The organism is Pseudomonas sp. TE6283 (genome assembly GCF_054060555.1).
Genome location: NZ_JBSSDH010000015.1, coordinates 1 through 26,798, shown reverse-complemented (window position 1 = coordinate 26,798; position 26,798 = coordinate 1). Strand labels below are relative to the sequence as shown.

At 65.9% G+C, this 26,798-nt stretch carries 30 protein-coding genes and 1 pseudogene; 26 read left to right on the top strand and 5 right to left on the bottom strand.

Features of this window, described 5'->3' with window-relative positions:
* Positions 1 to 22: 22 nt before the first annotated feature.
* Complete coding sequence (gene pilG, locus ACVWZ5_RS18800; protein ID WP_028688353.1) at positions 23 to 424, bottom strand: twitching motility response regulator PilG; 402 nt, start codon at positions 422 to 424, stop codon at positions 23 to 25.
* Between the two features lie 184 nt (positions 425 to 608).
* On the opposite strand from pilG, the gene gshB reads away from it, so the two are divergent.
* The 14 genes from gshB (at position 609) to ACVWZ5_RS18730 (ending at position 14,493) form a co-directional block, all read left to right on the top strand.
* Positions 609 to 1,562, top strand: coding sequence for a glutathione synthase (gene gshB, locus ACVWZ5_RS18795; RefSeq protein ID WP_062572611.1), 954 nt, complete (start codon positions 609 to 611; stop codon positions 1,560 to 1,562).
* Positions 1,563 to 1,652: 90 nt separating this feature from the next.
* Complete coding sequence (locus ACVWZ5_RS18790) at positions 1,653 to 2,552, top strand: energy transducer TonB (protein WP_062572610.1); 900 nt, start codon at positions 1,653 to 1,655, stop codon at positions 2,550 to 2,552.
* Positions 2,553 to 2,679: 127 nt separating this feature from the next.
* A complete protein-coding gene (locus tag ACVWZ5_RS18785; RefSeq protein ID WP_028688356.1) occupies positions 2,680 to 3,249 on the top strand; it encodes a YqgE/AlgH family protein in 570 nt (189 codons plus the stop codon).
* Positions 3,249 to 3,674 carry a Holliday junction resolvase RuvX gene (gene ruvX / locus ACVWZ5_RS18780; protein WP_028688357.1) on the top strand — a complete coding sequence of 142 codons (426 nt, stop codon included), beginning with the start codon at positions 3,249 to 3,251 and terminating at the stop codon, positions 3,672 to 3,674. Before ACVWZ5_RS18785 ends, ruvX begins: the two co-directional genes overlap by 1 nt.
* A gap of 51 nt (positions 3,675 to 3,725) precedes the next feature.
* Positions 3,726 to 4,244: a bifunctional pyr operon transcriptional regulator/uracil phosphoribosyltransferase PyrR gene (gene pyrR, locus ACVWZ5_RS18775; protein WP_028688358.1), complete on the top strand. Its 519-nt coding sequence runs from the start codon at positions 3,726 to 3,728 to the stop codon at positions 4,242 to 4,244.
* 12 nt (positions 4,245 to 4,256) lie between these two features.
* Complete coding sequence (locus ACVWZ5_RS18770) at positions 4,257 to 5,261, top strand: aspartate carbamoyltransferase catalytic subunit (RefSeq protein WP_062572609.1); 1,005 nt, start codon at positions 4,257 to 4,259, stop codon at positions 5,259 to 5,261.
* The gene (locus tag ACVWZ5_RS18765; protein ID WP_084943377.1) at positions 5,258 to 6,529 is read left to right on the top strand and encodes a dihydroorotase; all 1,272 of its coding nucleotides are present in this window, start codon (positions 5,258 to 5,260) and stop codon (positions 6,527 to 6,529) included. The genes ACVWZ5_RS18770 and ACVWZ5_RS18765 overlap by 4 nt, the downstream gene beginning before the upstream one ends.
* A gap of 201 nt (positions 6,530 to 6,730) precedes the next feature.
* Positions 6,731 to 7,261, top strand: a complete 531-nt coding sequence (gene hslV / locus ACVWZ5_RS18760; RefSeq protein ID WP_028688361.1) for an ATP-dependent protease subunit HslV — start codon at positions 6,731 to 6,733, stop codon at positions 7,259 to 7,261.
* Between the two features lie 76 nt (positions 7,262 to 7,337).
* Entirely contained in the window at positions 7,338 to 8,681 is a 1,344-nt protein-coding gene (gene hslU, locus ACVWZ5_RS18755) for an ATP-dependent protease ATPase subunit HslU (protein ID WP_062572607.1), read from the top strand.
* 87 nt (positions 8,682 to 8,768) lie between these two features.
* Positions 8,769 to 9,146: a gamma-butyrobetaine hydroxylase-like domain-containing protein gene (locus ACVWZ5_RS18750; protein ID WP_011536058.1), complete on the top strand. Its 378-nt coding sequence runs from the start codon at positions 8,769 to 8,771 to the stop codon at positions 9,144 to 9,146.
* 336 nt (positions 9,147 to 9,482) lie between these two features.
* The gene (phaC, locus tag ACVWZ5_RS18745) at positions 9,483 to 11,162 is read left to right on the top strand and encodes a class II poly(R)-hydroxyalkanoic acid synthase (protein ID WP_062572606.1); all 1,680 of its coding nucleotides are present in this window, start codon (positions 9,483 to 9,485) and stop codon (positions 11,160 to 11,162) included.
* A 64-nt stretch (positions 11,163 to 11,226) separates the two neighbouring features.
* A complete protein-coding gene (gene phaZ / locus ACVWZ5_RS18740; RefSeq protein WP_028688364.1) occupies positions 11,227 to 12,078 on the top strand; it encodes a poly(3-hydroxyalkanoate) depolymerase in 852 nt (283 codons plus the stop codon).
* A gap of 113 nt (positions 12,079 to 12,191) precedes the next feature.
* A complete protein-coding gene (phaC, locus tag ACVWZ5_RS18735) occupies positions 12,192 to 13,874 on the top strand; it encodes a class II poly(R)-hydroxyalkanoic acid synthase (RefSeq protein WP_062572605.1) in 1,683 nt (560 codons plus the stop codon).
* Positions 13,875 to 13,878: 4 nt separating this feature from the next.
* Positions 13,879 to 14,493, top strand: coding sequence for a TetR/AcrR family transcriptional regulator (locus tag ACVWZ5_RS18730; RefSeq protein ID WP_028688366.1), 615 nt, complete (start codon positions 13,879 to 13,881; stop codon positions 14,491 to 14,493).
* 85 nt (positions 14,494 to 14,578) lie between these two features.
* Here ACVWZ5_RS18730 and ACVWZ5_RS18725 read toward each other — a convergent pair whose 3' ends face one another.
* The 3 genes from ACVWZ5_RS18725 to ACVWZ5_RS18715 form a co-directional block, all read right to left on the bottom strand.
* Positions 14,579 to 15,337: a phasin family protein gene (locus ACVWZ5_RS18725; protein WP_084943379.1), complete on the bottom strand. Its 759-nt coding sequence runs from the start codon at positions 15,335 to 15,337 to the stop codon at positions 14,579 to 14,581.
* 10 nt (positions 15,338 to 15,347) lie between these two features.
* Positions 15,348 to 15,770 carry a phasin family protein gene (locus tag ACVWZ5_RS18720; RefSeq protein WP_028688368.1) on the bottom strand — a complete coding sequence of 141 codons (423 nt, stop codon included), beginning with the start codon at positions 15,768 to 15,770 and terminating at the stop codon, positions 15,348 to 15,350.
* Positions 15,771 to 15,954: 184 nt separating this feature from the next.
* Positions 15,955 to 16,230, bottom strand: coding sequence for a polyhydroxyalkanoic acid system family protein (locus tag ACVWZ5_RS18715; protein WP_062360240.1), 276 nt, complete (start codon positions 16,228 to 16,230; stop codon positions 15,955 to 15,957).
* Positions 16,231 to 16,355: 125 nt separating this feature from the next.
* Between ACVWZ5_RS18715 and ubiE the strand changes: the two genes are divergently transcribed.
* From ubiE to ACVWZ5_RS18655, 12 genes and pseudogenes are all read left to right on the top strand, one after another.
* A complete protein-coding gene (gene ubiE, locus ACVWZ5_RS18710) occupies positions 16,356 to 17,126 on the top strand; it encodes a bifunctional demethylmenaquinone methyltransferase/2-methoxy-6-polyprenyl-1,4-benzoquinol methylase UbiE (RefSeq protein ID WP_028688370.1) in 771 nt (256 codons plus the stop codon).
* Positions 17,126 to 17,749, top strand: coding sequence for a ubiquinone biosynthesis accessory factor UbiJ (locus ACVWZ5_RS18705; RefSeq protein WP_062360242.1), 624 nt, complete (start codon positions 17,126 to 17,128; stop codon positions 17,747 to 17,749). Before ubiE ends, ACVWZ5_RS18705 begins: the two co-directional genes overlap by 1 nt.
* Complete coding sequence (ubiB, locus tag ACVWZ5_RS18700) at positions 17,746 to 19,359, top strand: ubiquinone biosynthesis regulatory protein kinase UbiB (RefSeq protein ID WP_062572603.1); 1,614 nt, start codon at positions 17,746 to 17,748, stop codon at positions 19,357 to 19,359. The genes ACVWZ5_RS18705 and ubiB overlap by 4 nt, the downstream gene beginning before the upstream one ends.
* Positions 19,360 to 19,432: 73 nt before the next feature.
* Positions 19,433 to 19,825: a phosphoribosyl-AMP cyclohydrolase gene (hisI, locus tag ACVWZ5_RS18695; protein ID WP_011536069.1), complete on the top strand. Its 393-nt coding sequence runs from the start codon at positions 19,433 to 19,435 to the stop codon at positions 19,823 to 19,825.
* Position 19,826: 1 nt separating this feature from the next.
* Positions 19,827 to 20,162, top strand: coding sequence for a phosphoribosyl-ATP diphosphatase (locus tag ACVWZ5_RS18690; protein ID WP_028688373.1), 336 nt, complete (start codon positions 19,827 to 19,829; stop codon positions 20,160 to 20,162).
* 164 nt (positions 20,163 to 20,326) lie between these two features.
* Positions 20,327 to 20,599: a twin-arginine translocase TatA/TatE family subunit gene (locus ACVWZ5_RS18685; RefSeq protein ID WP_028688374.1), complete on the top strand. Its 273-nt coding sequence runs from the start codon at positions 20,327 to 20,329 to the stop codon at positions 20,597 to 20,599.
* 3 nt (positions 20,600 to 20,602) lie between these two features.
* A complete protein-coding gene (gene tatB / locus ACVWZ5_RS18680) occupies positions 20,603 to 20,971 on the top strand; it encodes a Sec-independent protein translocase protein TatB (protein ID WP_028688375.1) in 369 nt (122 codons plus the stop codon).
* The gene (gene tatC, locus ACVWZ5_RS18675) at positions 20,968 to 21,759 is read left to right on the top strand and encodes a twin-arginine translocase subunit TatC (RefSeq protein ID WP_062360244.1); all 792 of its coding nucleotides are present in this window, start codon (positions 20,968 to 20,970) and stop codon (positions 21,757 to 21,759) included. The genes tatB and tatC overlap by 4 nt, the downstream gene beginning before the upstream one ends.
* Positions 21,756 to 22,463 carry a 16S rRNA (uracil(1498)-N(3))-methyltransferase gene (locus tag ACVWZ5_RS18670; RefSeq protein ID WP_062572602.1) on the top strand — a complete coding sequence of 236 codons (708 nt, stop codon included), beginning with the start codon at positions 21,756 to 21,758 and terminating at the stop codon, positions 22,461 to 22,463. Before tatC ends, ACVWZ5_RS18670 begins: the two co-directional genes overlap by 4 nt.
* 99 nt (positions 22,464 to 22,562) lie before the next feature.
* A complete protein-coding gene (locus ACVWZ5_RS18665; RefSeq protein ID WP_062572601.1) occupies positions 22,563 to 24,479 on the top strand; it encodes a HAMP domain-containing methyl-accepting chemotaxis protein in 1,917 nt (638 codons plus the stop codon).
* A gap of 104 nt (positions 24,480 to 24,583) precedes the next feature.
* A pseudogene (locus tag ACVWZ5_RS18660) lies at positions 24,584 to 25,675 on the top strand (methyl-accepting chemotaxis protein); the annotation flags it as partial.
* A gap of 9 nt (positions 25,676 to 25,684) precedes the next feature.
* Positions 25,685 to 26,578: a methyl-accepting chemotaxis protein gene (locus ACVWZ5_RS18655; protein ID WP_418796402.1), complete on the top strand. Its 894-nt coding sequence runs from the start codon at positions 25,685 to 25,687 to the stop codon at positions 26,576 to 26,578.
* Here the strand turns inward: ACVWZ5_RS18655 and ACVWZ5_RS18650 are convergent.
* Positions 26,568 to 26,798, bottom strand: a 231-nt coding sequence (locus ACVWZ5_RS18650) for a hypothetical protein (RefSeq protein WP_457340783.1), incomplete at its 5' end; no start/stop codon positions are given. The genes ACVWZ5_RS18655 and ACVWZ5_RS18650 overlap by 11 nt on opposite strands.

Genomic DNA, 26,798 nt, shown 5'->3' with positions numbered 1-26,798 from the left:
ACGCCGTCCGGCGAGGGCGGCGTCAGGGTGCGTGTGGGTCCTGCGCGGCGAAACCGGGCACACTGGCACGGATCGCGTCGAGCAGTTCTTCCTTGCTGAACGGTTTGGTCAGGAACTGATCGGAGCCGACCACCCGGCCGCGGGCCTTGTCGAACAGGCCATCGCGGGAAGACAGCAGGATCACCGGGGTGTCCTTGAACGTATTGTTGTGCTTGATGATGGCGCAGGTCTGGTAACCGTCAAGGCGCGGCATCAAGACATCGACGAAGATGATCCGGGGCTTGTGATCGACGATCTTGGCCAGGGCGTCGAAGCCGTCACTGGCGGTGATCACCTCGCAGCCGGCCTCGCCGAGCAACATCTGCGCGGTGCGGCGGATCGTGCGGGAGTCGTCGATCACCATCACCTTCAGGGGTTGTTCCATAGTTGCGCTTCTGCCTGGGAGCGAATTCGCCAAAAGGCCGTGCAGGCCATGTGCCTGGCCTTTTTAACACAGTCCAGAGGGCCATTCCATCCGCCCGCCCCTTGACCGTGGGCGCGCCCGGCGCCACCCTGAGCCACTTTTCTTTCGTGCCATCGCGGCCCCTGCCGCCAAGAGGAACTACCCCATGAGCGTTCGCCTCGGGATTGTCATGGACCCCATCGCGTCCATCTCCTACAAAAAGGACAGCTCGCTGGCCATGCTGCTGGCTGCCCAGGCCCGCGGCTGGAGCCTGTTCTACATGGAACAGCGCGACCTGTACCAGGCCCAGGGCAAGGCCCGCGCGCGGATGCGCCCGCTCAAGGTGTTCGCCGACCCCGCCCGCTGGTTCGAGCTGGGCGAGGAGCAGGACAGTCTGCTGAACGAGCTGGACGTGATCCTGATGCGCAAGGACCCGCCCTTCGACATGGAGTTCGTCTACAGCACCTACCTGCTGGAGCAGGCCGAAGCCGAAGGCGTGCTGGTGGTCAACCGCCCACAGAGCCTGCGTGACTGCAACGAGAAGCTGTTCGCCACGCTGTTCCCGCAGTGCACGCCGCCGACCCTGGTCAGCCGTCGCCCGGACATCATCCGAGAATTCGCGGCCGAGCACGGCGATGTGATCCTCAAGCCGCTGGATGGCATGGGCGGCACCTCGATCTTCCGCCACCGGGCCGGCGACCCCAACCTTTCGGTGATCCTCGAGACCCTGACCGCCCTCGGCGCCCAGCAGATCATGGCCCAGGCCTACCTGCCGGCGATCAAGGACGGCGACAAGCGCATCCTGATGATCGACGGCGAGCCGGTGGACTACTGCCTGGCGCGCATCCCGGCCAGCGGCGAGACCCGCGGCAACCTGGCTGCCGGCGGACGCGGCGAAGCCCGGCCGCTGAGCGAGCGCGACCGCTGGATCGCCGCCCAGGTCGGCCCGACCCTGCGCGAGAAGGGCCTGCTGTTCGTCGGCCTGGACGTGATCGGCGACTACCTCACCGAGATCAACGTCACCAGCCCGACCTGCATTCGCGAGATCGATGCTGCCTACAACACCGGCATCGGCGGCCGCTTGATGGACGCCATTGATCGCAAGCTGCAGGCGCGCTGACCGCCGACACGTGGCAAACCCGCGGAGTGGGGTATGATGCCGGTCCTTTTTCGCTGACCTGCGCCCTGTTTCGCGGTTGCTGGATACCTGATGACGCTGCCTGCCGACATCCCCGCCGACCTGCTGCCACCCCGCGTTCGCCCGGTGGACAGGCTCGGCTTCACCCTGTTCCTGGCCGCCCTGGTGCACCTGGCGCTGATTTTGGGCGTGGGATTCACCGTGGTCAAACCGGCCGACATCCGCCACACCATGGACATCACCCTGGCCACCTTCAAAAGCGAAAAAGCGCCCGAGAAGGCCGACTTCCAGGCCCAGGACAACCAGCAGGGCAGCGGCACCCTGGATAAAAAGGCGGTGCCCAAGACCACCGAGGTCGCGCCGTTCCAGGACAGCAAGATCAACAAGATCACCCCGCCGCCGGCGGCCAAACCGGAAAACCCGCCCGCACCGGCGAAGTCCGTGGTCGCCACCCAGGCGCCGAAAACCCAGAAAGTCGAGCCCAAACCGAAGGAAAGCAAGCCGCAGCCCAAGCCCGAGGCCAAGGTGCCGGACTTCGACAGCTCGCAGCTGTCCAGCCAGATTGCCAGCCTCGAGGCCGAGCTGTCCCATGAGCAGCAGCTGTATGCCAAGCGCCCGCGCATCCATCGCCTGAACGCTGCCTCGACCCTGCGCGACAAGGGCGCCTGGTACAAGGAAGAGTGGCGTAAGAAGGTCGAGCGCATCGGCAACCTCAACTACCCCGAAGAGGCCAGGCGCCAGCAACTGTACGGCAGCTTGCGGATGATGGTATCGATCAACCGCGATGGCTCGCTGTACGAAGTGCTGGTGCTGGAGTCCTCTGGCCAGCCGGTGCTGGACCAGGCAGCCCAACGCATCGTGCGTCTGGCGGCGCCATTCGCGCCGTTCACCGGCGACCTGGCGGAGTTCGACCGCCTGGAGATCATCCGCACCTGGCGCTTTGCCCGGGGTGACCGGCTGTCGAGCAACTGATCGGAGCCGCGTTGCGGCCCATCGCTGGCAAGCCAGCTCCCACAGGGACAGCGCATGGCTTGAGTTCTGCACGATCGGTGTGGGAGCCGGCTTGTCAGTCTCGTCACCTGGCGCCACACTAGCGGTCATGAAAACCCTCGCCCCCAGCTACCTCAAGCACCAGTTCCTGATTGCCATGCCGCACATGGCCGATCCGAACTTTGCCCAGACCCTCACCTACATCGTCGAGCACAATGCCCACGGCGCCATGGGCCTGGTGGTCAATCGCCCGCAGGAGCTGAACCTGGCCGACATCCTCGAGCAGTTGCGCCCGGACGACGAGCCGCCCGCCAGCACCCTGCACATCCCGATCTACCAGGGTGGCCCGGTGCAGACCGACCGCGGTTTCGTGCTGCACAGCAACGACCGCAGCTACCAGGCCACGGTCGAGCTGGAGGGCCTGTCGCTGTCCACTTCCCAGGACGTGCTGTTCGCCATCGCCACCGGCGATGGCCCGCGCAAGAGCCTCATCACCCTGGGCTACGCGGGCTGGGAAGCCGGCCAGCTGGAGGCGGAGCTGGCCGACAATGCCTGGCTCAACTGCCCCTTCGACCCCGAGATCATCTTTGGCCTGGCCAGCGACCAGCGCCTGGGCGCCGCCGCCGCGAGCCTGGGGATCAACCTCAGCCTGCTGACCAGCCAGGCGGGCCACGCCTGATGGCCGAACTGCGTCTACTGCTGGGCTTCGACTATGGCACCCGACAGATCGGCGTGGCCGTCGGCCAGGTGATCACCGGCCAGGCCCGCGAGCTGTGCACGCTGAAGGCCCAGAACGGCGTACCGGACTGGAACCAGGTCGAGAAGCTGATCAAGGAATGGAAACCCGACGCGATCGTTGTCGGCCTGCCGCTGAACATGGACGGCACGCCCAGCGAGATGAGCGAGCGCGCCGAGAAATTCGCCCGGCGCCTTCACGGCCGCTACAACCTGCCGGTGCACACCCACGACGAACGCCTGACCACCTTCGAGGCCAAGGGCGAGCAGATGGCCCGAGGCGGGCGCCACGGCAGCTACCGCGACAACCCGGTCGACGCCATCGCCGCCGCCCTGCTGCTGCAAGGCTGGCTGGAGGCCAACACTTAAATCCGCTTTGCCGCCGGGCGTATCCGGCGCCCGCCTTCCGAGGAGCACGCAATGAGCCTACCCAATCCCGCCGATCTGATCCGGCAGATGGCCGTCGACCTTCGCGCCCACCTGGCCCGTCGCGGCATCAGCGAGCCACGCTTCATCGGCATCCGCACCGGCGGCGTGTGGGTGGCCCAGGCCCTGCTGGCCGAGCTGGGCGACCAGGGCCCGCTGGGAACCCTGGATGTGTCCTTCTACCGCGACGACTTCAGCCAGAACGGCTTGCACCCGCAGGTGCGCCCTTCGGAGCTGCCGTTCGAGATCGAAGGCCAGCACCTGGTGCTGGTGGATGACGTGCTGATGAGCGGGCGCACCATCCGCGCCGCCCTCAACGAGCTGTTCGACTATGGCCGCCCGGCCAGCGTGACCCTGGCCTGCCTGCTCGACCTGGATGCCGGCGAATTGCCGATCCGGCCGAATGTAGTCGGCGCCACCCTGTCCCTGGCCGCCCATGAACGGGTAAAATTGACCGGACCCACGCCGCTCGCCCTCGAGCGCCAGGACCTCGCTCCCGCTTCCGCCCTTTAAGAGTCCCCCGCGATGACGCCACTCGACGCCAAGCGCCCGCTGCAGCTCAATGACCAGGGCCAGCTGCGCCACTTCCTCTCGCTCGACGGTTTGCCCCGCGAACTGCTCACCGAGATCCTCGACACCGCCGACTCGTTCCTCGAAGTCGGCGCCCGGGCCGTGAAGAAAGTCCCGTTGCTGCGCGGCAAGACCGTGTGCAACGTGTTCTTCGAGAACTCCACCCGTACCCGCACCACTTTCGAACTGGCCGCCCAGCGCCTGTCGGCCGACGTGATCAGCCTGAACGTATCGACTTCCTCGACCAGCAAGGGCGAGACCCTGTTCGACACCCTGCGCAACCTGGAGGCCATGGCCGCCGACATGTTCGTCGTGCGCCACTCCGATTCCGGCGCCGCCCACTTCATCGCCGAGCATGTGTGCCCGGACGTGGCAGTAATCAATGGCGGTGACGGCCGCCACGCCCACCCGACCCAGGGCATGCTCGACATGCTCACCATTCGTCGGCACAAGGGCGGCTTCGAAAACCTCTCCGTGGCCATCGTCGGCGACATCCTGCACTCGCGGGTGGCGCGCTCGGACATGCTCGCGCTCAAGGCGCTGGGCTGCCCGGACATCCGCGTGATCGGCCCGAAGACGCTGATCCCGATTGGTATCGAACAGTACGGGGTGAAGGTCTACACCGACCTCGCCGAAGGTCTCAAGGATGTCGACGTAGTGATCATGCTGCGCCTGCAGCGCGAGCGCATGGCCGGCGGCCTGCTGCCCAGCGAGGGCGAGTTCTACCGCCTGTTCGGCCTGACCACCGCGCGCCTGGCCGGGGCCAAGCCGGATGCCATCGTCATGCACCCGGGTCCGATCAACCGCGGCGTGGAAATCGAATCGGCGGTGGCCGACGGCCAGCACTCGGTGATCCTCAACCAGGTCACCTACGGCATCGCCGTGCGCATGGCCGTGCTGTCCATGGCCATGAGCGGGCAGAACGCGCAACGTCAATTCGACCAGGAGAACGCCCAGTGACCATCAGCATTATCGGCGCCCGGGTCATCGATCCTGCCAGCGGCCTGGACCGCATCACCGACCTGCACCTGGACGGCGGGCGCATCGCCGCCATCGGCGCGGCGCCGGCCGGCTTCAACGCCAGCCGCACGATCCAGGCCGACGGTCTGGTAGCCGCGCCGGGCCTGGTCGACCTCGGTGTCTCCCTGCGCGAGCCGGGCTACAGCCGCAAGGGCAACATCGCCAGCGAAACCCGCGCCGCCGTCGCTGGCGGCGTCACCAGCCTGTGCTGCCCACCGCAGACCAAGCCGGTGCTGGACACCTCGGCAGTCGCCGAACTGATCCTCGACCGCGCCCGCGAGGCGGCCAACAGCAAGGTATACCCGATCGGTGCCCTGACCAAGGGCCTGGAAGGCGAGCAACTGGCCGAACTGGTGGCCCTGCGCGACACCGGTTGCGTGGCCTTCGGCAACGGCCTGAAGGAAATCCCCAACAACCGCACCTTGGCCCGCGCCCTGGAATACGCGGCGACCTTCGACCTGACCGTGGTGTTCCACTCCCAGGACCGCGACCTGGCGCAAGGCGGCCTGGCCCACGAAGGCCCCATGGCCAGCTTCCTCGGCCTGCCGGGCATCCCGGAAACCGCCGAGACCGTGGCCCTGGCCCGCAACCTGCTGCTGGTCGAGCAGAGTGGCGTGCGCGCCCACTTCACCCAGATCACCAGCGCCCGCGGCGCCCGGTTGATCGCCCAGGCCCAGGCGCTGGGGCTGCCGGTCACCGCCGACGTGGCGCTGTACCAGCTGATCCTCACCGACGAAGCGCTGCGCGACTTCTCCAGCCTGTACCACGTGCAGCCGCCGCTGCGCACCGCCGCCGACCGCGACGGCCTGCGCGAGGCGGTGAAGTCCGGGGTGATCCAGGCGATCAGCAGCCATCACCAGCCTCACGAACGTGATGCCAAGCTGGCGCCGTTCGGTGCCACCGAGCCGGGTATCAGCAGCGTCGAGCTGCTGTTGCCACTGGCCATGACCCTGGTCGAGGACGGACTGCTCGACCTGCCAACCCTGCTGGCACGCCTGAGCAGCGGCCCGGCTGCCGCAATGCGCTTGCCGGCCGGCGAGCTGAAGGTGGGTGGCGCGGCGGACCTGGTGCTGTTCGATCCGAAAGCGTCCACCGTGGCAGGCGAGCAGTGGCTCTCTCGCGGTGCGAACTGCCCGTTCATCGGCCACTGCCTGCCGGGCGCGGTGCGTTATACCTTGGTCGACGGGCACGTCTGCCACGAAGCCTGAGTTGTATCACGCCTGGAATGCGGGGGCCGCTTTGCGGCCCTTTCCGACCGGTCCGACGCCTCGGCAAGGCCGCTCCCACATCGTGGGTGTTGCGCCTTGAAACTGCGCCAACCACTCATCCCCCAAGGTTGAAATCCTTCCCCCCTCCCCCCATATGAGTCTGCATCAGGCATTTTCGCCCCGCTGCGTGGAGACTCTCCCTTGACTACCATCGTTTCTGTCCGCCGTAACGGCAAAGTCGTCATGGGCGGCGACGGCCAGGTTTCCCTCGGCAACACCGTGATGAAAGGCAACGCCAAGAAAGTCCGTCGCCTGTACAACGGCCAGGTCATCGCCGGCTTCGCCGGTGCAACCGCCGATGCCTTCACGCTGTTCGAACGCTTCGAAGCCCAGTTGCAGAAACACTCCGGCCATCTGGTGCGCGCCGCCGTCGAGCTGGCCAAGGAATGGCGCACCGACCGTACCCTGAGCCGCCTGGAAGCCATGCTGGCCGTGGCCAACAAGGACGCCTCGCTGATCATCACTGGTAACGGCGACGTGGTCGAGCCCGAGGACGGCCTGATCGCCATGGGCTCCGGCGGTGCCTACGCCCAGGCCGCGGCCCGCGCCCTGCTGAACAAGACCGACCTCTCGGCCCGTGAGATCGCCGAGACCGCCTTGAACATCGCCGGCGACATTTGCGTGTTCACCAACCACAACCTGACCATCGAGGAGCAGGACCTGGCCGAGTGATCAGCTGTTCTGGCGCCCCATCCCGGTGATGGGGCTTTTCCACGCTGACCCACTTTGCCGAAGGACCACATTCATCATGTCCATGACCCCCCGCGAAATCGTTCACGAACTGAACCGCCACATCATCGGCCAGGACGACGCCAAGCGCGCCGTCGCCATCGCCCTGCGCAACCGCTGGCGGCGCATGCAGCTCCCCGCCGAGCTGCGTGCCGAAGTGACGCCCAAGAACATCCTGATGATCGGCCCCACCGGTGTCGGCAAGACCGAAATCGCCCGCCGTCTGGCCAAGCTGGCCAATGCGCCGTTCATCAAGGTCGAGGCGACCAAGTTCACCGAAGTCGGCTACGTTGGCCGTGACGTCGAGTCGATCATCCGCGACCTGGCCGACGCCGCGCTGAAGATGCTGCGCGAGCAGGAGATCGTGCGCGTGCGCCACCGCGCCGAGGACGCCGCCGAAGACCGTATCCTCGACGCCCTGCTACCGCAGGCGCGGGTCAGCAGCTTCAGCGAGGAAGCCCAGCAGTCCAGCACCGACTCCAACACCCGCCAGCTGTTCCGCAAGCGCTTGCGCGAAGGCCAGCTGGACGACAAGGAAATCGAGATCGAAGTCGCCGAGAACATGGGCGTCGAGATCGCCGCGCCGCCCGGCATGGAAGAGATGACCAACCAGCTGCAGAGCCTGTTCGCCAACATGGGCAAGGGCAAGCGCAAGAGCCGCAAGCTGAAGGTCAAGGACGCCCTGAAGATGGTCCGCGACGAGGAAGCCGGCCGCCTGGTCAACGAGGAAGAGCTCAAGGCCAAGGCCCTGGAAGCGGTCGAGCAGCACGGCATCGTGTTCATCGACGAGATCGACAAGGTGGCCAAGCGTGGCAACGTCGGCGGCGCCGATGTGTCCCGTGAAGGCGTGCAACGCGACCTGTTGCCGCTGATCGAAGGCTGCACCGTCAACACCAAGCTGGGCATGGTCAAGACCGACCACATCCTGTTCATCGCCTCCGGTGCGTTCCACCTGAGCAAGCCGAGCGACCTGGTGCCCGAGCTGCAGGGTCGCCTGCCGATCCGTGTCGAGCTCAAGGCGCTGACCCCGGAAGACTTCGAGCGCATCCTCAAGGAACCGCATGCCTCGCTGACCGAACAGTACAGCGCCCTGCTCAAGACCGAGGGCCTGAACATCGAGTTCGCCGCCGACGGCCTCAAGCGCCTGGCCGAGATCGCCTACCAGGTCAACGAGAAGACCGAGAACATCGGTGCCCGCCGCCTGCACACCCTGCTCGAGCGCCTGCTCGAAGAGGTGTCGTTCAGCGCCGGCGACCTGGCCAGCGCCCACGACGAGACGCCGATCCACATCGACGCCGCCTATGTGAACAGCCACCTGGGCGAGCTGGCGCAGAACGAAGACCTGTCGCGCTATATCCTGTAAGACCGCATGGGGCCGCTACGCGGCCCCCTTGCACAATCCCCTGAATCTCCCGAAGCTTGCACCATCAGCTCACCAGAGATTCCAGCCATGGCCCGCCTGCCTACCGCCATCAACCTGCACAAAGCCTCCAAGACCCTCACCCTCACCTACGCCCCCGGCGAGGTCTACCACCTGCCCGCCGAATTCCTGCGCGTGCATTCCCCCTCCGCCGAGGTCCAGGGCCACGGCAACCCCATCCTGCAATTTGGCAAGATCAACGTCGGCCTCAGCGGTCTGGAACCGGCCGGTCAATATGCACTGAAACTGACCTTCGACGACGGCCATGACTCCGGATTGTTCACCTGGGAGTACCTCGAGCAGTTGTGCCTGCGCCAGGAGCAGCTGTGGGCCGAATACCTCGACGAATTGCACAAGGCCGGCAAATCCCGCGACCCGTCCGAATCGGTGGTGAAATTGATGCTCTAGCTCAAGGCTCGCAGGCTTTAGAGCGCATTTTCTAATCTCATCTGCTTGAATGCCTTGATGACTGCCAAAGATTGGCTGTCTTGCGCATTACACGAAAGTCGGGTAACCAATGGAGCTGGCAAGTTCCCTGCATCGCCTTGAAGGCAGGCAGGGCCGGGCCGGTATGTAGAGGTCGCGAGCGAAAGCAGGTTGTCTTCACACGCAGAAACCCACGCAGCTCATCATCGGCACGCATCCGGTCGCAGCACCGCTGTTCCTTATCACTGGTCACCCGAGTAGCAGTACCGGGCTGTCACAGCACACCGGTACTCGTCTCAGGACAACGGAGCGTCGTAGATGAGTAACAAGAACAACGATGAGTTGCAGCGGCAGGCCTCGGAAAACACCCTGGGACTGAACCCGGTCATCGGCATTCGCCGCAAGGATCTGCTGACATCGGCGCGCACGGTGCTGCGCCAGGCAGTACGCCAGCCCTTGCACAGCGCCAAGCACGTTGCGCATTTCGGCCTGGAGCTGAAGAACGTGCTGCTGGGCAAGTCGGCCCTGCAGCCCGAGGGCGACGACCGCCGCTTCGCCGACCCGGCGTGGAGCAAGAACCCCCTGTACCGCCGCTACCTGCAGACCTACCTGGCCTGGCGCAAGGAGCTCAACGACTGGATCAGCGAAAGCGACCTGTCGCCCCAGGACATCAGCCGCGGGCAGTTCGTCATCAACCTGGTGACCGAGGCCATGGCCCCCACCAACACCCTTTCCAACCCCGCCGCGGTCAAGCGCTTCTTCGAGACCGGCGGCAAGAGCCTGCTCGACGGGCTGTCCAACCTGGCCAAGGACATCGTCAACAACGGCGGCATGCCCAGCCAGGTGAACATGGATGCCTTCGAGGTCGGCAAGAACCTCGGCACCAGCGAAGGGTCGGTGGTGTACCGCAACGATGTGCTGGAGCTGATCCAGTACAGCCCCATTACCGAGCAGGTGCACAGCCGTCCGCTGCTGGTGGTGCCGCCCCAGATCAACAAGTTCTACGTGTTCGACCTGAGCCCGGAAAAGAGCCTGGCGCGCTTCTGCCTGCGCTCCCAGCAGCAGACCTTCATCATCAGCTGGCGCAACCCGACCAAGGCCCAGCGCGAGTGGGGCCTGTCGACCTATATCGACGCGCTCAAGGAGGCGGTCGACGCGGTGCTGGCGATCACCGGCAGCAAGGACCTGAACATGCTCGGCGCCTGCTCCGGCGGCATCACCTGCACCGCGCTGGTGGGTCACTACGCCGCGCTCGGCGAGAAGAAGGTCAACGCCCTCACCCTGCTGGTGAGCGTGCTCGACACCACCGTCGACACCCAGGTCGCGCTGTTCGTCGACGAGCAAACGCTGGAGGCGGCCAAGCGCCACTCCTACCAGGCTGGCGTGCTCGAAGGCAGCGACATGGCCAAGGTGTTCGCCTGGATGCGGCCCAACGACCTGATCTGGAACTACTGGGTCAACAACTACCTGCTGGGCAACGAACCGCCGGTGTTCGACATCCTGTTCTGGAACAACGACACCACCCGCCTGCCGGCCGCATTCCACGGCGACCTGATCGAAATGTTCAAGAACAATCCGCTGACCCGCTCCGACGCCCTCGAAGTGTGCGGCACCGCCATCGACCTGAAGAAGGTCGACTGCGACATCTACAGCGTCGCCGGCACCGCCGACCACATCACCCCGTGGCAATCGTGCTACCGCTCGGCGCACCTGTTCGGCGGCAAGATCGAGTTCGTGCTGTCCAACAGCGGCCATATCCAGAGCATCCTCAACCCGCCGGGCAACCCCAAGGCACGCTTCATGACCGGCGAGGACCGCCCGGACGACCCGGTGGCCTGGCAGGAGAACGCCATCAAGCACGCCGACTCCTGGTGGCTGCACTGGCAGGCCTGGCTGGGCGAGCGCGCCGGCGAACTCAAGAAGGCGCCTACAAAGCTGGGTAACCGCACCTATACCGCAGGCGAGGCCGCACCGGGAACATACGTGCACGAGCGTTGAACCGAACCGCCGCGATGGGCCAGTCGGCTCATCGCGGCGCTACCTTCACCACAGAGTCACGCGCATGCCGCAACCGTACATCTTCAGGACCGTCGAGCTGGACGATCAGTCCATCCGCACCGCGGTCCGCCCGGGCAAGCCACACCTGACGCCGTTGCTGATCTTCAACGGCATCGGCGCCAACCTCGAGCTGGTATTCCCTTTCATCGAGGCGCTGGACCCGGACCTGGAAGTCATCGCCTTCGACGTGCCCGGGGTCGGCGGCTCGTCGACGCCGCGCCACCCCTACCGCTTTCCCGGCCTGGCCAAGCTGACCGCGCGCATGCTCGACTATCTGGACTACGGCCAGGTCAACGTCATCGGTGTGTCCTGGGGCGGCGCCCTGGCCCAGCAATTCGCCCACGACTACCCGGAGCGCTGCAAGAAGCTGGTGCTGGCCGCCACCGCCGCCGGCGCGGTGATGGTACCGGGCAAGCCCAAGGTGCTGTGGATGATGGCCAGCCCGCGGCGCTATGTGCAGCCCTCCCATGTGATCCGCATCGCCCCGCTGATCTATGGTGGCGGCTTCCGGCGCGACCCTGAGCTGGCCATGCACCACGCCTCCAAGGTCCGTTCGGGCGGCAAGCTGGGCTACTACTGGCAACTGTTCGCCGGACTCGGATGGACCAGCATCCACTGGTTGCACAAGATCCACCAACCCACCCTGGTGCTGGCCGGCGACGACGATCCGTTGATCCCATTGATCAACATGCGCCTGCTGGCCTGGCGAATTCCCAATGCCCAGCTACACATAATCGACGACGGCCACCTGTTCCTGATCACCCGGGCCGAAGCCGTCGCGCCGATCATCATGAAATTCCTCGAGCAGGAACGCCAACGCGCGGTCATGCACCCTCGGCCAGCGGCCAGGGGTTAGAAAGGCTTTTTATGCGTCAGCACAGGCGAGTTGTGGCCAAGCCCAGCGCACCTTCGCGCGGGCGGGCCGCGACGAGGCCAACGCGGAAATGGATCTGACGAAGGAGTGTTGGCATGAAGGACAAACCGGCCAGAGGGATGACACCGGTCCCCGCCACGAGCATGAACGTGCAGAACGCCATCACCGGCCTGCGCGGTCGCGACCTGATCTCGACCCTGCGCCAGGTCGGCCGGATCGGCCTGCGCAACCCGCTGCACACCGCGCACCATCTGCTGAGCCTGGGCGGCCAGCTGGGCCGTGTGCTGATCGGTGACAGCGCCTATCAACCCCATCCCCGCGACGCGCGCTTCAGCGACCCGACCTGGAGCCAGAACCCGTTCTACCGTCGCGGCCTGCAGGCCTACCTGGCCTGGCAGAAGCAAACTCGCCTGTGGATCGAGGAAAGCAGCCTGGCCGACGATGACCGCGCCCGGGCACAGTTCCTGTTCAACCTGGTCAGCGACGCCTTCGCGCCGAGCAACTCGCTGCTCAACCCGCTGGCGATCAAGGAGCTGTTCAACACCGGCGGCCTGAGCCTGCTGCGCGGGGCCAGCCACCTGCTCGACGACCTGCGCCACAACGACGGCCTGCCGCGCCAGGTGGACGAACGGGCCTTCGAAGTCGGTGGCAACCTGGCCGCCACCCCTGGCGCGGTGGTGTTTCGCAACGAGCTGCTGGAGCTGATCCAGTACAAGCCCATGAGCGAGAAACAGTACGCCCGGCCATTGCTGGTGGTACCGCCGCAGATCAACAAGTTCTACATCTTCGACCTCGGCCCGACCAACAGCTTCGTCCAGTACATGCTCAAGCAGGGCCTGCAGGTGTTCATGGTCAGCTGGCGCAACCCTGACCCGCGTCATCGCGAATGGGGCCTGTCCAGCTACGTGCAGGCCCTGGAGGAGGCGCTCAACGCCTGCCGCAGCATCAGCGGCAGCCGTGATCCCAACCTGATGGGCGCCTGCGCCGGCGGCCTGACCATGGCCGCCCTGCAGGGCCACCTGCAGGCCAAGAAGCACCTGCGCAAGGTGCGCAGCGCCACCTACCTGGTGAGCCTGCTCGACAGCCAGTTCGACAGTCCCGCCAGCCTGTTCGCCGACGAGCAGACCATCGAGGCGGCCAAGCGCCGCTCGTACCAGCGCGGCGTGCTAGACGGCGGCGAAGTGGCGCGCATCTTTGCCTGGATGCGCCCCAACGACCTGATCTGGAACTACTGGGTCAACAACTACCTGATGGGCAAGACCCCGCCGGCGTTCGATATCCTCTACTGGAACGCCGACAACACCCGCCTGCCCGCCGCCCTGCACGGCGACCTGCTGGACTTCTTCAAGCTCAACCCACTGACCTTTCCGGAAGGCCTGGAAGTGTGCGGTACACCTATCGACCTCAAGCAGGTCGGGCTGGACAGTTTCACCGTGGCCGGCAGCAACGACCACATCACCCCGTGGGACGCTGTCTACCGCTCGGCGCTGCTGCTCGGTGGCGACCGACGTTTCATCCTGGCCAACAGTGGGCATATCCAGAGCATCATCAACCCACCCGGCAATCCCAAGGCCTACTACCTGGAAAACCCCAAGCTCTCCAGCGACCCACGGGCCTGGTTCCACGATGCCCAGCGGCGCGACGGCAGCTGGTGGCCGTTGTGGCTGGAGTGGATCAGCGAGCGCTCCGGCACGCTGAAGGCGCCACGCGAGGAACTGGGCAACGCCACCTATCCACCGCTGGGCCCCGCGCCAGGCAGCTACGTACTGGCGCGCTGACCGGATGAAGACCCGCGACCGTATCCTCGAATGTGCCTTGCAGCTGTTCAACCGCCAGGGCGAGCCGAACGTCTCGACCCTGGAGATCGCCAATGAACTGGGGATCAGCCCCGGCAACCTGTACTACCACTTCCACGGCAAGGAGCCGCTGGTGATCGGCCTGTTCGAGCGTTTCGAAGAGGAGCTGATGCCACTGCTCGATCCGCCCCTGGATGTGCGCCTGGACGCAGAGGACTACTGGCTGTTCCTGCACCTGATCGTCGAGCGCATGGCCCAGTACCGCTTTTTGTTCCAGGACCTGTCCAACCTCACCGGGCGCCTGCCCAAGCTGGCGCGAGGCATGCGCAGCCTGATCAACGCCCTCAAGCGCACCCTGGCCGCGTTGCTGGCCAGCTTGAAGGGCCAGGGCCAGGTGACCAGTGAGACCCAGGCGCTGGGGCAACTGGTGGAGCAGATCACCCTGACCCTGATGTGCTCGCTGGACTACCAGCGGGTGCTGGGGCGCGAGGGCGACGTGGGGGTGGTGGTATACCAGGTGATGATGCTGGTGGCGCCGCATCTGCAGGCACCGGCGCGCAGGGCGGCGGAGCAGTTGGCGATGCGCTATCTGGAAGGCTGAAACGATCACCGGGCAAACCCACCCCCACGCGTCCCGTGCAGGCTTCGTGGGAGCGGGCTTGCCCCGCGATCAGGGCGACGCGGTGTCAGGCCTGGGTGGCCGCGTTCACCGGAGCCGACGGCGTGCTGCTGGTCGGGGCCGCGCTCGGAGCCGGAGCCGCAGTGGCGGCGGGCGTTGGAGCGGCCGGCTTGGCTGCCGCAGGCTTGGCCGGAGCGGCTTTCTTCACGGCCGGCTTTTTGGCCGCAGCGGGTTTGGCCGCCGCAGGCTTGGCCGCCGGTTTGGCCGCCACGGTTTTCGCCGCAGGCTTGGCCGCCGCGGTTTTCGCCGCAGGCTTGGCCGCCGGTTTGGCCACGGCGGTCTTGGTCGCAGGCTTGGCTGCCGCCTTGGCCAGGGGCTTGGCCGCAGTCTTGCCGGCACTGGTCTTGGAGATCGGCGTCACCGACGCGCCGGTCAGTTTCTCGATCTGCTTGGTCAGCGAATCGACCTGCTGGTGCAGGGCCTTGATCTCATTGCGGCTGGGCACGCCCAGGCGCGAGATGGCACTGTTCAGGCGCTTGTCGAAAGCCTCTTCCAGCTCACTCCACTTGCCCAGCGCACGGTCCTTCACGCCAGACACCCGGGAGTTGGTCGACGACTTTGCGCTTTCGGCCACGTCTTCGGCGGTTTTCTTCGCCTGTTTCTCAGCCTTTTCGCCATCCTTCACCAGCGAATCGAACAGCTTGGGACCGTCCTGGTCGATCTTGGAGTAGATACCCAGGCCAGCCAACCAGATCTTGCGGGAGTACTTCTCGATTCCGCCGATCCAGGAACTGCCTTCTTTCTCGGTGTTCTTCTTGCCAGCCATCCTGCTCTCCTTATGGTTTGTGCGCGACGCGCTCGAGCAGCTCATGCAGCTGTTCAAGCTTGATGGACAACGCCTCAACGTCATGTTTAGACGGAATGCCGAGGCGATTCAAGGCGCGACCGACACGGGCGTCGAAGGCTTTCTCGATTTTGTCCAGCTGGACCTCGACCTTGCCGCGTACCCGGCTGACTTCCTGGGTGGCTTCGTCGAGATGGCCGTTGGCGGCTTCGATCTCTTTACCCAGGCGCTTCTTGCCGCGTTTTTCGACGCCTTCGCCGGCCTTCACCAACTCCTTGAAGTAGTCGGAACCTTCCTGGCCGACGCGGGCGTAGGCACCGATGCCCGCCAGCCAGATCTTGCGGGCGTAGCCGCGTACCTCACCCAGGGTACTGCCTTGGGCGTCGTCTTTCTGCTTGAGATTCACTTTGGCCATGCTCTGCACCTCATGCTCGTTCAAGGGAGGGAGGAACTGCCCTGGGAGGCAGGGCTTGAGCGTGAAGGTAGGCGGAAAAATTAGAATCCTCACCCTAAGGTGGGCCGTATTGCCGCTTCAGGCCTGCTGGGTGTAGGCGCGGCCTTGTGCCACGCCTACAAGGGATCGGGACGGTACGGGCGAATCAGGCCAGCGCCTTGTCCAGCGCCCGCTCGATCTCGCCCTTGATGCTGGCGCTCATCATCGACAGCATCATGCCCAGCTTCAGCTCGACTCTGATGGTGTCCTCGCCAATGTGCACGCTGCCATTGGCACCACTGCGCGTCACATCGACGCGGTCGCCATTCCAGGTGGCCTTGAGGTCGTATTCGCGGCTGAGCCTGTCGACCAGCGCCTCGGCCTTGGCACGGGCGGCGTCACGGCCGAGGGAGTGTTTGCGTTCGACGCTGATCTGGGTCATGCGGGTGATCCTGGATATGAAGACATAATCGCCATTATGCCCGCCCCCTCTGCATGACACACCCCGCCAAGACAAATCCGCCCGCAGCCCCTAGAATGGCCGTAATTTTTTTCTGGTGAAGCGATATGACCGACCAGCGCAAAGGCGACCACGCCGAACCCACTACCCACTTCGGCTACCAGGACGTGCCCGAGAGCCAGAAGGCGAAGAAAGTCGCCGAGGTGTTCCACTCGGTGGCCGCCAAGTACGACCTGATGAACGACGTGCTGTCCGGCGGCATGCACCGCCTGTGGAAACGCTTCACCATCGAGCTGTCCGGCGTGCGCAGCGGCAACCGGGTGCTGGACATCGCCGGTGGCACCGGCGACCTGGCCGCCAAGTTCTCGCGCCTGGTCGGCCCGACCGGCCAGGTGGTGCTGGCCGACATCAACGACTCGATGCTCAAGGTCGGCCGTGACCGCCTGCTCGACCGCGGCGTGGCCGGCAACATCGAGTTCGTCCAGGCCGACGCCGAGAAGCTGCCGTTCCCGGACAACCACTTCGACTGCGTGACCATCGCCTTCGGCCTGCGCAACGTGACCCACAAGGACGAAGCCATCCGTTCCATGCTGCGGGTGCTCAAGCCCGGTGGCCGCCTGTTGATCCTGGAGTTCTCCAAACCGACCAACAAGCTGATGTCCAAGGCCTACGACGCCTACTCGTTCGCCTTCATGCCGCTGGCCGGCAAGCTGATCACCAACGACGCGGAAAGCTACCGCTACCTGGCCGAATCGATCCGCATGCACCCCGACCAGGAAACGCTCAAGAGCATGATGGTCGAGGCCGGCTTCGACCGCGTCACCTACCACAACATGACCAGCGGCATCGTCGCCGTGCACCGGGGGATCAAGCCCTGATGCTCCTGGCCGGCCTGCTCGCCAGCGCCGAGCACGGGCTCAACCGTGTCCTGCGCCTGGACAGCACCGCCCTCCCGCGCCTGGCGGCGCTGGAGGGCCGGGTGATCGAGATCGACTGCGTGCAGCCGGCCCTGAAGCTGTTCGTGCTGCCCGACGAGGAAGGCCTGATGCTCGCCGCCCACTGGGAGGGCGAGGTCGACTGCACTCTGCGTGCCCCCGCCGGGCGCCTGGCGCAGCTGGCCCTGGCCAAGGACAAGACCGCCGTACTGCACAGCCCCCAGGTCGAACTGCATGGCGACAGCGCGGTGCTGCTCGACCTGTTCGGCATCGTGCAAGACCTGGAGCTGGACTGGGAATACGAGCTGCAGCGCTGGCTGGGCCCGGTGCCCACCGCGCTGATCGCCGGCCACCTGCGCCTGCGCGCGCGCTGGACCCGCCAGGGTCTGGCCCGTTTCGGCGAGAACCTCTCCGAGTACCTGGCCGAGGAATCCCGCACCCTGGTCGGCAAACGCGAAGCCGAAGCGGCGTTCAGCGAGCTCGATGCGCTGAAAGTCGACATCGAACGTCTCGAGGCGCGCCTGCGCCGCCTCGCCCACACTCTTGATACCAGCGATAACGCATGAAGCTGCTCGCCGTCCGCCGTCTGTTGCGCATCCAGCGCGTCGTGATCCGCTACCGCCTCGATGACCTGCTGTTCGAACAGCCCCTGCTGCCCTGGTGGCTGGCCAGCCTGCGCCTGCTGATGCCCTGGCGCTGGCTGCCGCGCAAGCCCCTGGAGCTGAGCCGCGGCGCGCGCCTGCGCCTGGCGCTGCAGGACCTGGGGCCGATCTTCATCAAGTTCGGCCAGTTGCTCTCCACCCGCCGCGACCTGCTGCCCACCGACATCGCCGACGAGCTGATGCTGCTGCAGGACCGGGTACCGCCGTTCGACCCGCAGCACGCCGTGGCGCTGATCGAGGGACAGCTCGGGGCGAAGGTGGCCGAGGTGTTCAGCCGCTTCGACGTCGAGCCGCTGGCCTCGGCCTCGGTGGCCCAGGTCCACGCCGCGCGCCTGAAGAGCGGCGAGGAAGTGGTGGTCAAGGTGGTGCGCCCGGGCCTCAAGCCGGTCATCGCCCAGGACCTGGCCTGGCTGTTCCTGATCGCCAAGGCCGCCGAACGCGCCTCGGCCGATGCCCGTCGCCTGCACCCGGTGGAGATCGTCGGCGACTACGAGAAGACCATCTATGACGAGCTCGACCTGCTGCGCGAGGCGGCCAACGCCAGCCAGCTGCGGCGCAACTTCGAAGGCTCCGAGCTGATGTACGTGCCCCAGGTGTACTGGGACTTCTGCCGGCCCAAGGTGCTGGTGATGGAGCGTATCTACGGCGTTCCGGTCACCGACATGGTCACGCTGGCGGACCAGCGCACCGACATGAAGATGCTCGCCGAGCGGGGTGTGGAAGTGTTCTTCACCCAGGTGTTCCGTGACAGCTTCTTCCACGCCGACATGCACCCGGGCAACATCTTCGTCAGCACGGTCAAGCCATGGAGCCCGCAGTACATCGCCATCGACTGCGGCATCGTCGGCAGCCTCACCGCCGAGGACCAGGACTACCTGGCCCGCAACCTGATCGCCTTCTTCAAGCGCGACTACCGTCGCGTGGCCCAGTTGCACATCGATTCGGGCTGGGTGCCGGCGCAGACCAAGGTCAACGAATTCGAGGCGGCGATCCGCACCGTGTGCGAGCCGATCTTCGAAAAACCGTTGAAGGACATCTCCTTCGGCCAAGTGCTGATGCGCCTGTTCCAGACTGCCCGGCGCTTCAACATGGAAGTCCAGCCGCAGCTGGTGCTGCTGCAAAAGACCCTGCTGAATATCGAAGGCCTGGGCCGCCAGCTTTATCCCGACCTGGACCTGTGGAGCACCGCCAAGCCGTTCCTCGAACGCTGGATGCGCGAGCGCATGAGCCCGAAGGCGGTTATCGGCAACCTGTACAGCCAGGCCGAGCAGTTGCCGCACCTGGCCGACATGACCCGCGACCTGCTCGAGCGCCTGTCGCAACCGCACCTGCACGATCCGCAACTGCCCGAGCGACGCCGCGCCGGCGACAACTGGGCGCTGCGCCTGCTCGGTGCCGGCCTGCTGGGTGGCGGAGCGACGCTGGCCGCCGGCGCCGTCAGCCTCAGCGCCCCGGCCGCCTGGCCGGCGTGGCTGATGCTGGCCGCGGGCCTGTACCTTATCGTGCGCCGATAGCCAGCCGCGCCGTCGGCTGGCACACTAGCGCACAGGGGCCCGGTACGGGAGCGGGCCTGGTTTGGAGTCGACGATGAAAGACTGGCTGGACGAGATCAAGTGGAACAGCGATGGCCTGGTGCCGGCGATCGCCCAGGACCACAAGACCGGGCGCGTGCTGATGATGGCCTGGATGAACCGTGAATCCCTCGCCCTGACCGCCGCCGAGCATCGCGCCATCTACTGGTCGCGCTCGCGGGGCAAGCTGTGGCGCAAGGGCGAAGAGTCGGGCCATGTGCAGAAACTGCATGAAATGCGCCTGGACTGCGACGCCGACGTGATCATCCTGATGGTCGAGCAACTGGGCCATATCGCCTGCCATACCGGCCGCGAAAGCTGCTTCTACCGCGTCTTCGAGGACGGCCAGTGGAAAACCGTCGACCCGGTCCTGAAGGATCCGAACGCCATCTACAGCGCAGGACACTGACATGAGCGACACCCTGAACCGCCTCGCCGAGGTGCTGGAAGAACGCAAGCACGCGGCGCCGGACAGCAGCTACGTGGCCAGCCTGTATCACAAGGGCCTGAACAAGATCCTCGAGAAGCTCGGCGAAGAGTCCATCGAGACCATCATCGCCGCCAAGGATGCCGCCGTCAGCAAGGATTACAGCGATGTCATCTATGAAACCGCAGACCTGTGGTTTCATAGCCTGGTCATGCTCAGCGCGCTGGGCCAGCATCCGCAGGCGGTGCTCGACGAGCTGGAGCGTCGGTTCGGGTTGTCCGGGCATGATGAGAAGGCTGCGCGTCAGCCGTCTGCCTGAAGATTGCCGGGGGCGCGTTGCGCCCCTTTCCGACCGGTACGACGCCTCGGCAAGGCCGCTCCTACAGGGGGCCGCGTCGCCTGAACGATTCGCTGAACCCTGTGATGGGCTGCAAGGCAGCCCCAGGGCCCGATAGACCGACACACATTTTTCAGGAGTACGAAATGGGCATTTTTGACTGGAAACACTGGATCGTCCTGCTGGTCGTCGTGGTGCTGGTGTTCGGCACCAAGAAACTGAAGAACTTCGGCAGCGACCTGGGCGAATCGATCAAGGGCTTCCGCAAGGCCATGAACGAAGAAGAAACCAAGCCCGCCGAGCAGACCCCGCCGCCGGCCCAACCGGTTCCGCCGGTGCAGAACACCGCGCAGCAGGCCCAGGGCCACACCATCGAGGGCCAGGCCCAGCCGGTCCAAGAGCCACAGCGGAAAGACTGACCCATGTTCGGCATCAGTTTCAGCGAGCTGCTGCTCGTCGGCCTGGTCGCCCTGCTGGTGCTCGGCCCCGAGCGCCTGCCGGGGGCCGCGCGCACCGCGGGCCTGTGGATCGGCCGCCTCAAGCGCAGCTTCAACGCGATCAAGATGGAGGTCGAGCGCGAGATCGGCGCCGACGACATCCGCCGCCAGCTGCACAACGAGCACATCCTGCAGATGGAGCAGGAGGCCAAGCGCATCCTCAACCCGCTGACGCCACCGGCGCAGCCGCCGACCAGCGCTGAAACGCCCGCCACACCCGCCGTCGAAGCCGCCCCCGCGCAACCGACCGCGACGCCACCCTCCGAGCCGCCCCAACCGCCACGAGCCCCATGAGCGAGAATCCGGAACATGACCAGCCGATGCCGCTGGTCTCGCACCTGACCGAACTGCGCACCCGCCTGCTGCGCTGCGTCGCCGCCATCTTCCTGATCTTCGCCGGGCTGTTCTCCTTCGCCCAGCAGATCTACACCCTGGTCTCGGCGCCGCTGCGCGCGCACCTGCCGGCCAACGCGACGATGATCGCCACCGACGTGGCCTCGCCGTTCCTGACGCCGTTCAAGCTGACCATGATCGTCTCGCTGTTCCTGGCGATCCCGTTCATCCTGCAGCAGATCTGGGGCTTCATCGCTCCGGGCCTGTACCGCCACGAAAAGCGCATCGCCATCCCGCTGCTGGTATCGAGCATCGTCCTGTTCTATGCCGGCATGGCCTTCGCCTACTTCCTGGTGTTCCCGCTGATCTTCGGCTTCTTCGCCAGCGCCACCCCCGAGGGCGTGTCGATGATGACCGACATTTCCAGCTACCTCGACTTCGTCATGACCCTGTTCTTCGCCTTCGGCGTCGCCTTCGAAATCCCGGTGGCGGTGGTGCTGCTGGTGTGGATCGGCGTGGTCGACGTGCAGTACCTGAAGAAGATCCGCCCGTACGTGATCATCGGCTGCTTCGTGGTCGGCATGATCCTCACCCCGCCGGACATCTTCTCCCAGACCCTGCTGGCCGTGCCCATGTGGATGCTGTTCGAGGTCGGCGTGCTGTGCGGCAGCCTGATCCGCAAGCGCAGCCACGAGCCGGACGAAGCGAACAACGACCACAACGACCAGCCGCCTGCGACCCAACCGTGAACCTGTTGCTTCTTGAAGAGGCCGACTTCGTGTCGGCCGACCGTGTCGTCCTGGCCGATCGCCGCTTCACCCATATGCAGGAGATCCACCGCGTGGCGGTGGGCGACAGCCTGCGCGTCGGGCGCATCGGCGGCCTGATGGGCAAGGCCGAGGTCATCCGCCTCGAAGGCCACGGGGCCGAACTGCGGGTGGCCTTCGACCAGCCGCCGCCGGCCAAGCTGCCGCTGACCCTGGTGCTGGCCGTGCCGCGGCCAAAGATGTTGCGTCGGCTGTTCCAGACGGTCGCCACCCTGGGCGTGCCGCGGCTGATCCTGGTCAACAGCTACAAGGTCGAGAAGAGTTTCTGGCAAACGCCGTTCCTCCAGCCCGAGACCATCCGCGAAAACCTCATTCTCGGCCTGGAGCAAGCCCGTGACACGGTGCTGCCGGAAGTGATCATCGAGAAGCGCTTCAAGCCCTTCGTCGAAGACCGCCTGCCCGCCATCGCCGAAGGCTCCTTGGGCCTGGTCGGCCACCCCGGCCCCTATCCTGCCTGCCCGCGCGCCGTGGAAGGCCCGGTGACCCTGGCGATCGGCCCCGAAGGCGGTTGGATCCCCTACGAGGTCGAGCTGCTCGGCAAGGCCGGACTGGCCCCGGTACAGCTGGGCGATCGCATCCTGCGGGTGGAAACGGCGGTCACCGCCCTGCTCTCGCGAATTTTCTGACGCAATAGTCAAGTTTTTGCCATCAAGTTTCCCCGCCCCGCGCCGATGGCCTGTGCAACAGAACAATAATCCGCACTGCCGCGCGCCGGGGAGTCGTCTATGTACCGTTGGTTTGCCCAGTCACTGGGAAATGTAAGCGTCAATCGCAAGTTGGGGATCGGCTTCGGCCTGGTGCTGCTGCTCACCCTCGGCATCACCTTCACCGGCTGGCTGGGCATCGACAGCGTCACCAGCCGTGGCGACAAGCTCGGCAACATCTCGGTGATCCACCAGTACACCCAGGACCTGCGCCTGGCCCGCCTGGGCTATGAGCGCAACCGAGACGACGCCGCCGTGGCGGAACTGGAAAAAGCCCTGGCCAACCTCGAGCGCCAGGTGCAGTTCATGCTCGGCCAGATCGAGCTACCCGCCGACCGCCAGCGCCTGGACAAGCAGCAGGACGCCGTGCGCCAGTACCAGCAGGCCTTCACCGAACTCAAGCAGGCCGGCCTGCGCCGCGAGGCCAGCCGCGCCACTTTGGGCGACAGCGCCGACAAGGCCGCCGAGCTGATCGCCAAGGTCCAGCAGCGCCTGTTGCAGGGCGGCGATATCCAGCAGTACCAGGAGGTGGTGCAGGTCGCCGCCCTGTTGCAGCAGGCACGCTTCCAGGTGCGCGGCTACACCTACAGCGGCAAGGCCGAGTTCCAGCAGACCGCGCTCGGCGCCATCGACCAGGCCATGACCGTGCTCAAGGCCCTGCCAGGCAAGCTTCCGGCCGAATTCGCCGCCAGCCTCGACGACGCGGCCAGCGCACTGGCCGCGTACCGCGACGCGGTGAACCAGTTCGGCAACGCCCAGACGGCCAGTGAGCAGGCGCTGGCGCGCATGGCCGCGCAAGGCCAGGTGCTGCTGTCCGCCAGCCAGGAAATGACCGTTTCGCAAACCACCGTGCGTGACCAGGGCACCCAGCAGGCCAAGACCCTGCTGGCCGGCGCCACCGCCCTGGCGCTGCTGCTGGGGGTGCTGGCCGCCTTCGCCATCACCCGGCAGATCATCGTGCCGCTGCGCCAGACCCTCGCCGCCGCCGAGCGCGTGGCCGGCGGCGACCTGCGCCAGGACCTCAAGGCCGATCGGCGCGACGAACTGGGCCAGCTGCAGGCCAGCATGCAGCGCATGACCCAGGGCCTGCGTGAGCTCATCGGGGGCATTGGTGACGGCGTGACGCAGATCGCCAGCGCCGCCGAGGAACTGTCGGCGGTCACCGAGCAGACCAGCGCCGGGGTCAACAACCAGAAGGTCGAGACCGACCAGGTCGCCACCGCCATGAACGAGATGGCCGCCACCGTCCAGGAAGTGGCGCGCAACGCCGAGCAAGCCTCGGAAGCGGCGCTGATGGCCGACCAGCAGGCCCGCGAGGGTGACAAGGTGGTGGGCGAGGCGATCAGCCAGATCGAGCGCCTGGCCGGCGAGGTGGTCAACTCCAGCGAAGCGATGAGCCAGCTCAAGGCCGAGAGCGACAAGATCGGCAGCGTGCTGGATGTGATCAAGTCAGTGGCACAACAGACCAACCTGCTGGCGCTCAACGCCGCCATCGAAGCCGCCCGTGCCGGCGAAGCGGGCCGTGGCTTCGCCGTGGTCGCCGACGAGGTGCGCAGCCTGGCCCAGCGCACCCAGCAGTCCACCGAGGAGATCGAGGAACTGATCGCCAGCCTGCAGAATGGCACCGAGCGCGTGGCCAGCGTCATGGACAGCAGCCGCGCCCTGACCGACAGCAGCGTCGAGCTGACCCGTCGCGCCGGCGACTCGCTGGGCACCATCACCCGCACCGTGTCGTCGATCCAGTCGATGAACCAGCAGATCGCCACCGCCGCCGAACAGCAGAGCGCCGTGGCCGAAGAGATCAACCGCAGCGTGATGAACGTGCGCGACATCTCCGACCAGACTTCGGCGGCCAGTGAGGAGACCGCCAGCTCCAGCGTCGAGCTGGCCCGCCTGGGAACGCATCTGCAGGGCCTGGTGGGGCGTTTCAGGCTCTAATTCGCGGCTTGCGGGCTGTAGGCACTACCCTTCAGCCCGCAGAGAATTTTCCTACTCGATTTGCAGGTCCAGTCCGACGGACTTCCGGCCGATGAGCAAAGGCCATGGCGGCACTCTGCCGCCATGGCCTTTTCTCAATCGGACGGAGACCTGCCATGTTCGGATACCTTGACCGCCAGCTCGGCAACCTCGGCGTCGGGCTCAAGCTCACCCTGGGTTTCGCCGTGGTGCTGCTGCTCACCCTGGCCACCACACTCAGCGGCTGGCGTGCGCTGGACGGCGCCATCGAGCGCTCGGAACAACTGAGCGACATCGGCCAACTCAACGATCTGACCCGTGACCTGCGCGCCGAGCGCATCACCTACCGAGTACTCGCCGACGACGTCAGCAGGACACGCATCGCGACCATCCTGGACCAGTTGCACGATCGCCTGACCCTGCTGCAGCAACGCAGCGGCGTCGATTCGTCGCGGCAGATGCTGAACCAGAAACTGCAGTTGCTCCAGCGCCTGAAGGCCGACTTCGCCATCTTGCAAGGCACCGTGGACAGCCGTGAAGGCTTGCGCGCGGCGATGCAGGCGCAGGCGGGCGTGCTCGAAACCGTGATCGACGACCTGCAGACCCAGGCCTTGCTGAAACTGCCCGGCGACGGCCGGCAGGGTAGCGTGGTCGGCCTCATGGATACCCTGGGCCGCCATATCGAGTCCGCCAGCCAGCAAAGCCTGGTGCCAGCCTATGCCTTCTCGCCCCGGGACAGCTTTGCCAGCATGGGCGATGACGCGCTGCAGGCGGCGAATGCCAGCCTGGGCCAGTTGCTGCGGGCAATCACCCCGCTGGAACTGCCCGGCACATTGACCCAACGCCCACAGGTGGAACTGGACCGCTACCGCGACGTCCTGCACCAATACCGCGAGGCCGCGCTCAAGGTCGAGCAGTTGCAGGACGGCATGGAGAAGATAGGCGACGAACTGCAGGCTGTGAGCCGCGAACTGAGCGAGCGCAAGGTCGAGCAGCGCGACAACGAGGCCCTGGCCGACCGTTCGCTGCTGACCAGCGTGGCTGTACTAGCACTGGTGTTCGGCATCCTCGCTGCCTGGCTGATCACCCGGCAGGTCACCCAGCCCCTGCGCCAGGTGCTGGCCCAGGCCGCGCGTATCGCCCGCGGCGACCTCAGCCAGGTACAGACGGTGCAGCGCCGCGACGAGATGGGCCAGCTGCAGGCCAGCATGCGCGAGATGACCTTGAGCTTGCGCGAGCTGCTTGGCGGCATCGACCAAGGCGTCGGTCACCTGTCCCGGGCAGCGACGGCGCTGGCCGGCGCCAGCGTGGACACCCGCGAGCGCATTGGCCAGCAACAAGAGGAGACCGACCAGGTGGCCACGGCGATGAACCAGATGAGCGCCACGGTGCAGGAGGTCGCGCAAAATGCCGAGCAGGCCTCCCAGGCGGCCACCACCGCCGACCGCCAGGCCCAGCTGGGCGACCAGGTGGTGGCCGAGGCGATTGCCCGTATCGAGCAGTTGGCAGGGCAGATGGACCACTGCCTCACGGCCATGGGTCACCTGGCCGGTGAAAGCCAGCGTATCGGTTCGATTCTCGATGTGATCAAGTCGGTGTCCGAGCAGACCAACCTGCTGGCGCTCAACGCCGCCATCGAGGCGGCCCGGGCAGGCGAGGCCGGGCGCGGTTTCGCCGTGGTGGCCGACGAGGTGCGCGGCCTGGCCCAGCGCACGCAGCAGTCGACCGAGGAGATCGAACTGCTGATCGACAGCCTGCACCGTGGCACTGACGAGGTCACCGGTCTGCTGGACGACAGCAAGCGCCTGACCGGGCAAAGCGTCGAACTCAGCCGCAAGGCTGGCGCTGCGCTGGGGCAGATTACCGAGACGGTGTCGACGATCCAGGGGATGAACCAGCAGATTGCCACGGCCAGTGAGCAGCAGAGCGTGGTGGCCGAGCAGATCAACCGTAGCGTGATCAATGTGCGGGATGTGTCGGAGCAGACGCGGGCGGCCAGTGAACAGACTGCGGTTTCGAGTGGGGAGTTGGAGCAGTTGGGACAGCAGTTGCGGGGCATGGTGGGAAGGTTCAATCTCTAAGCCTTGCAGGCGCGCCCAGATCGCCAGGACCTGAAACCAGACCGACGGCTTTGGCTTTGGCTTTGGCTTTGGCTTTGGCTTTGGCTTTGGCTTTGGCTTTGGCTTTGGCTTTGGCTTTGGCTTTGGCTTTGGCGATCAGAAGATTAACACCACAGCCCACTAGCGACAGCTGCGTCAGCCCAGGCGCCGCCCGTACCTTCGCGACTTCAGGAGGCCGAAC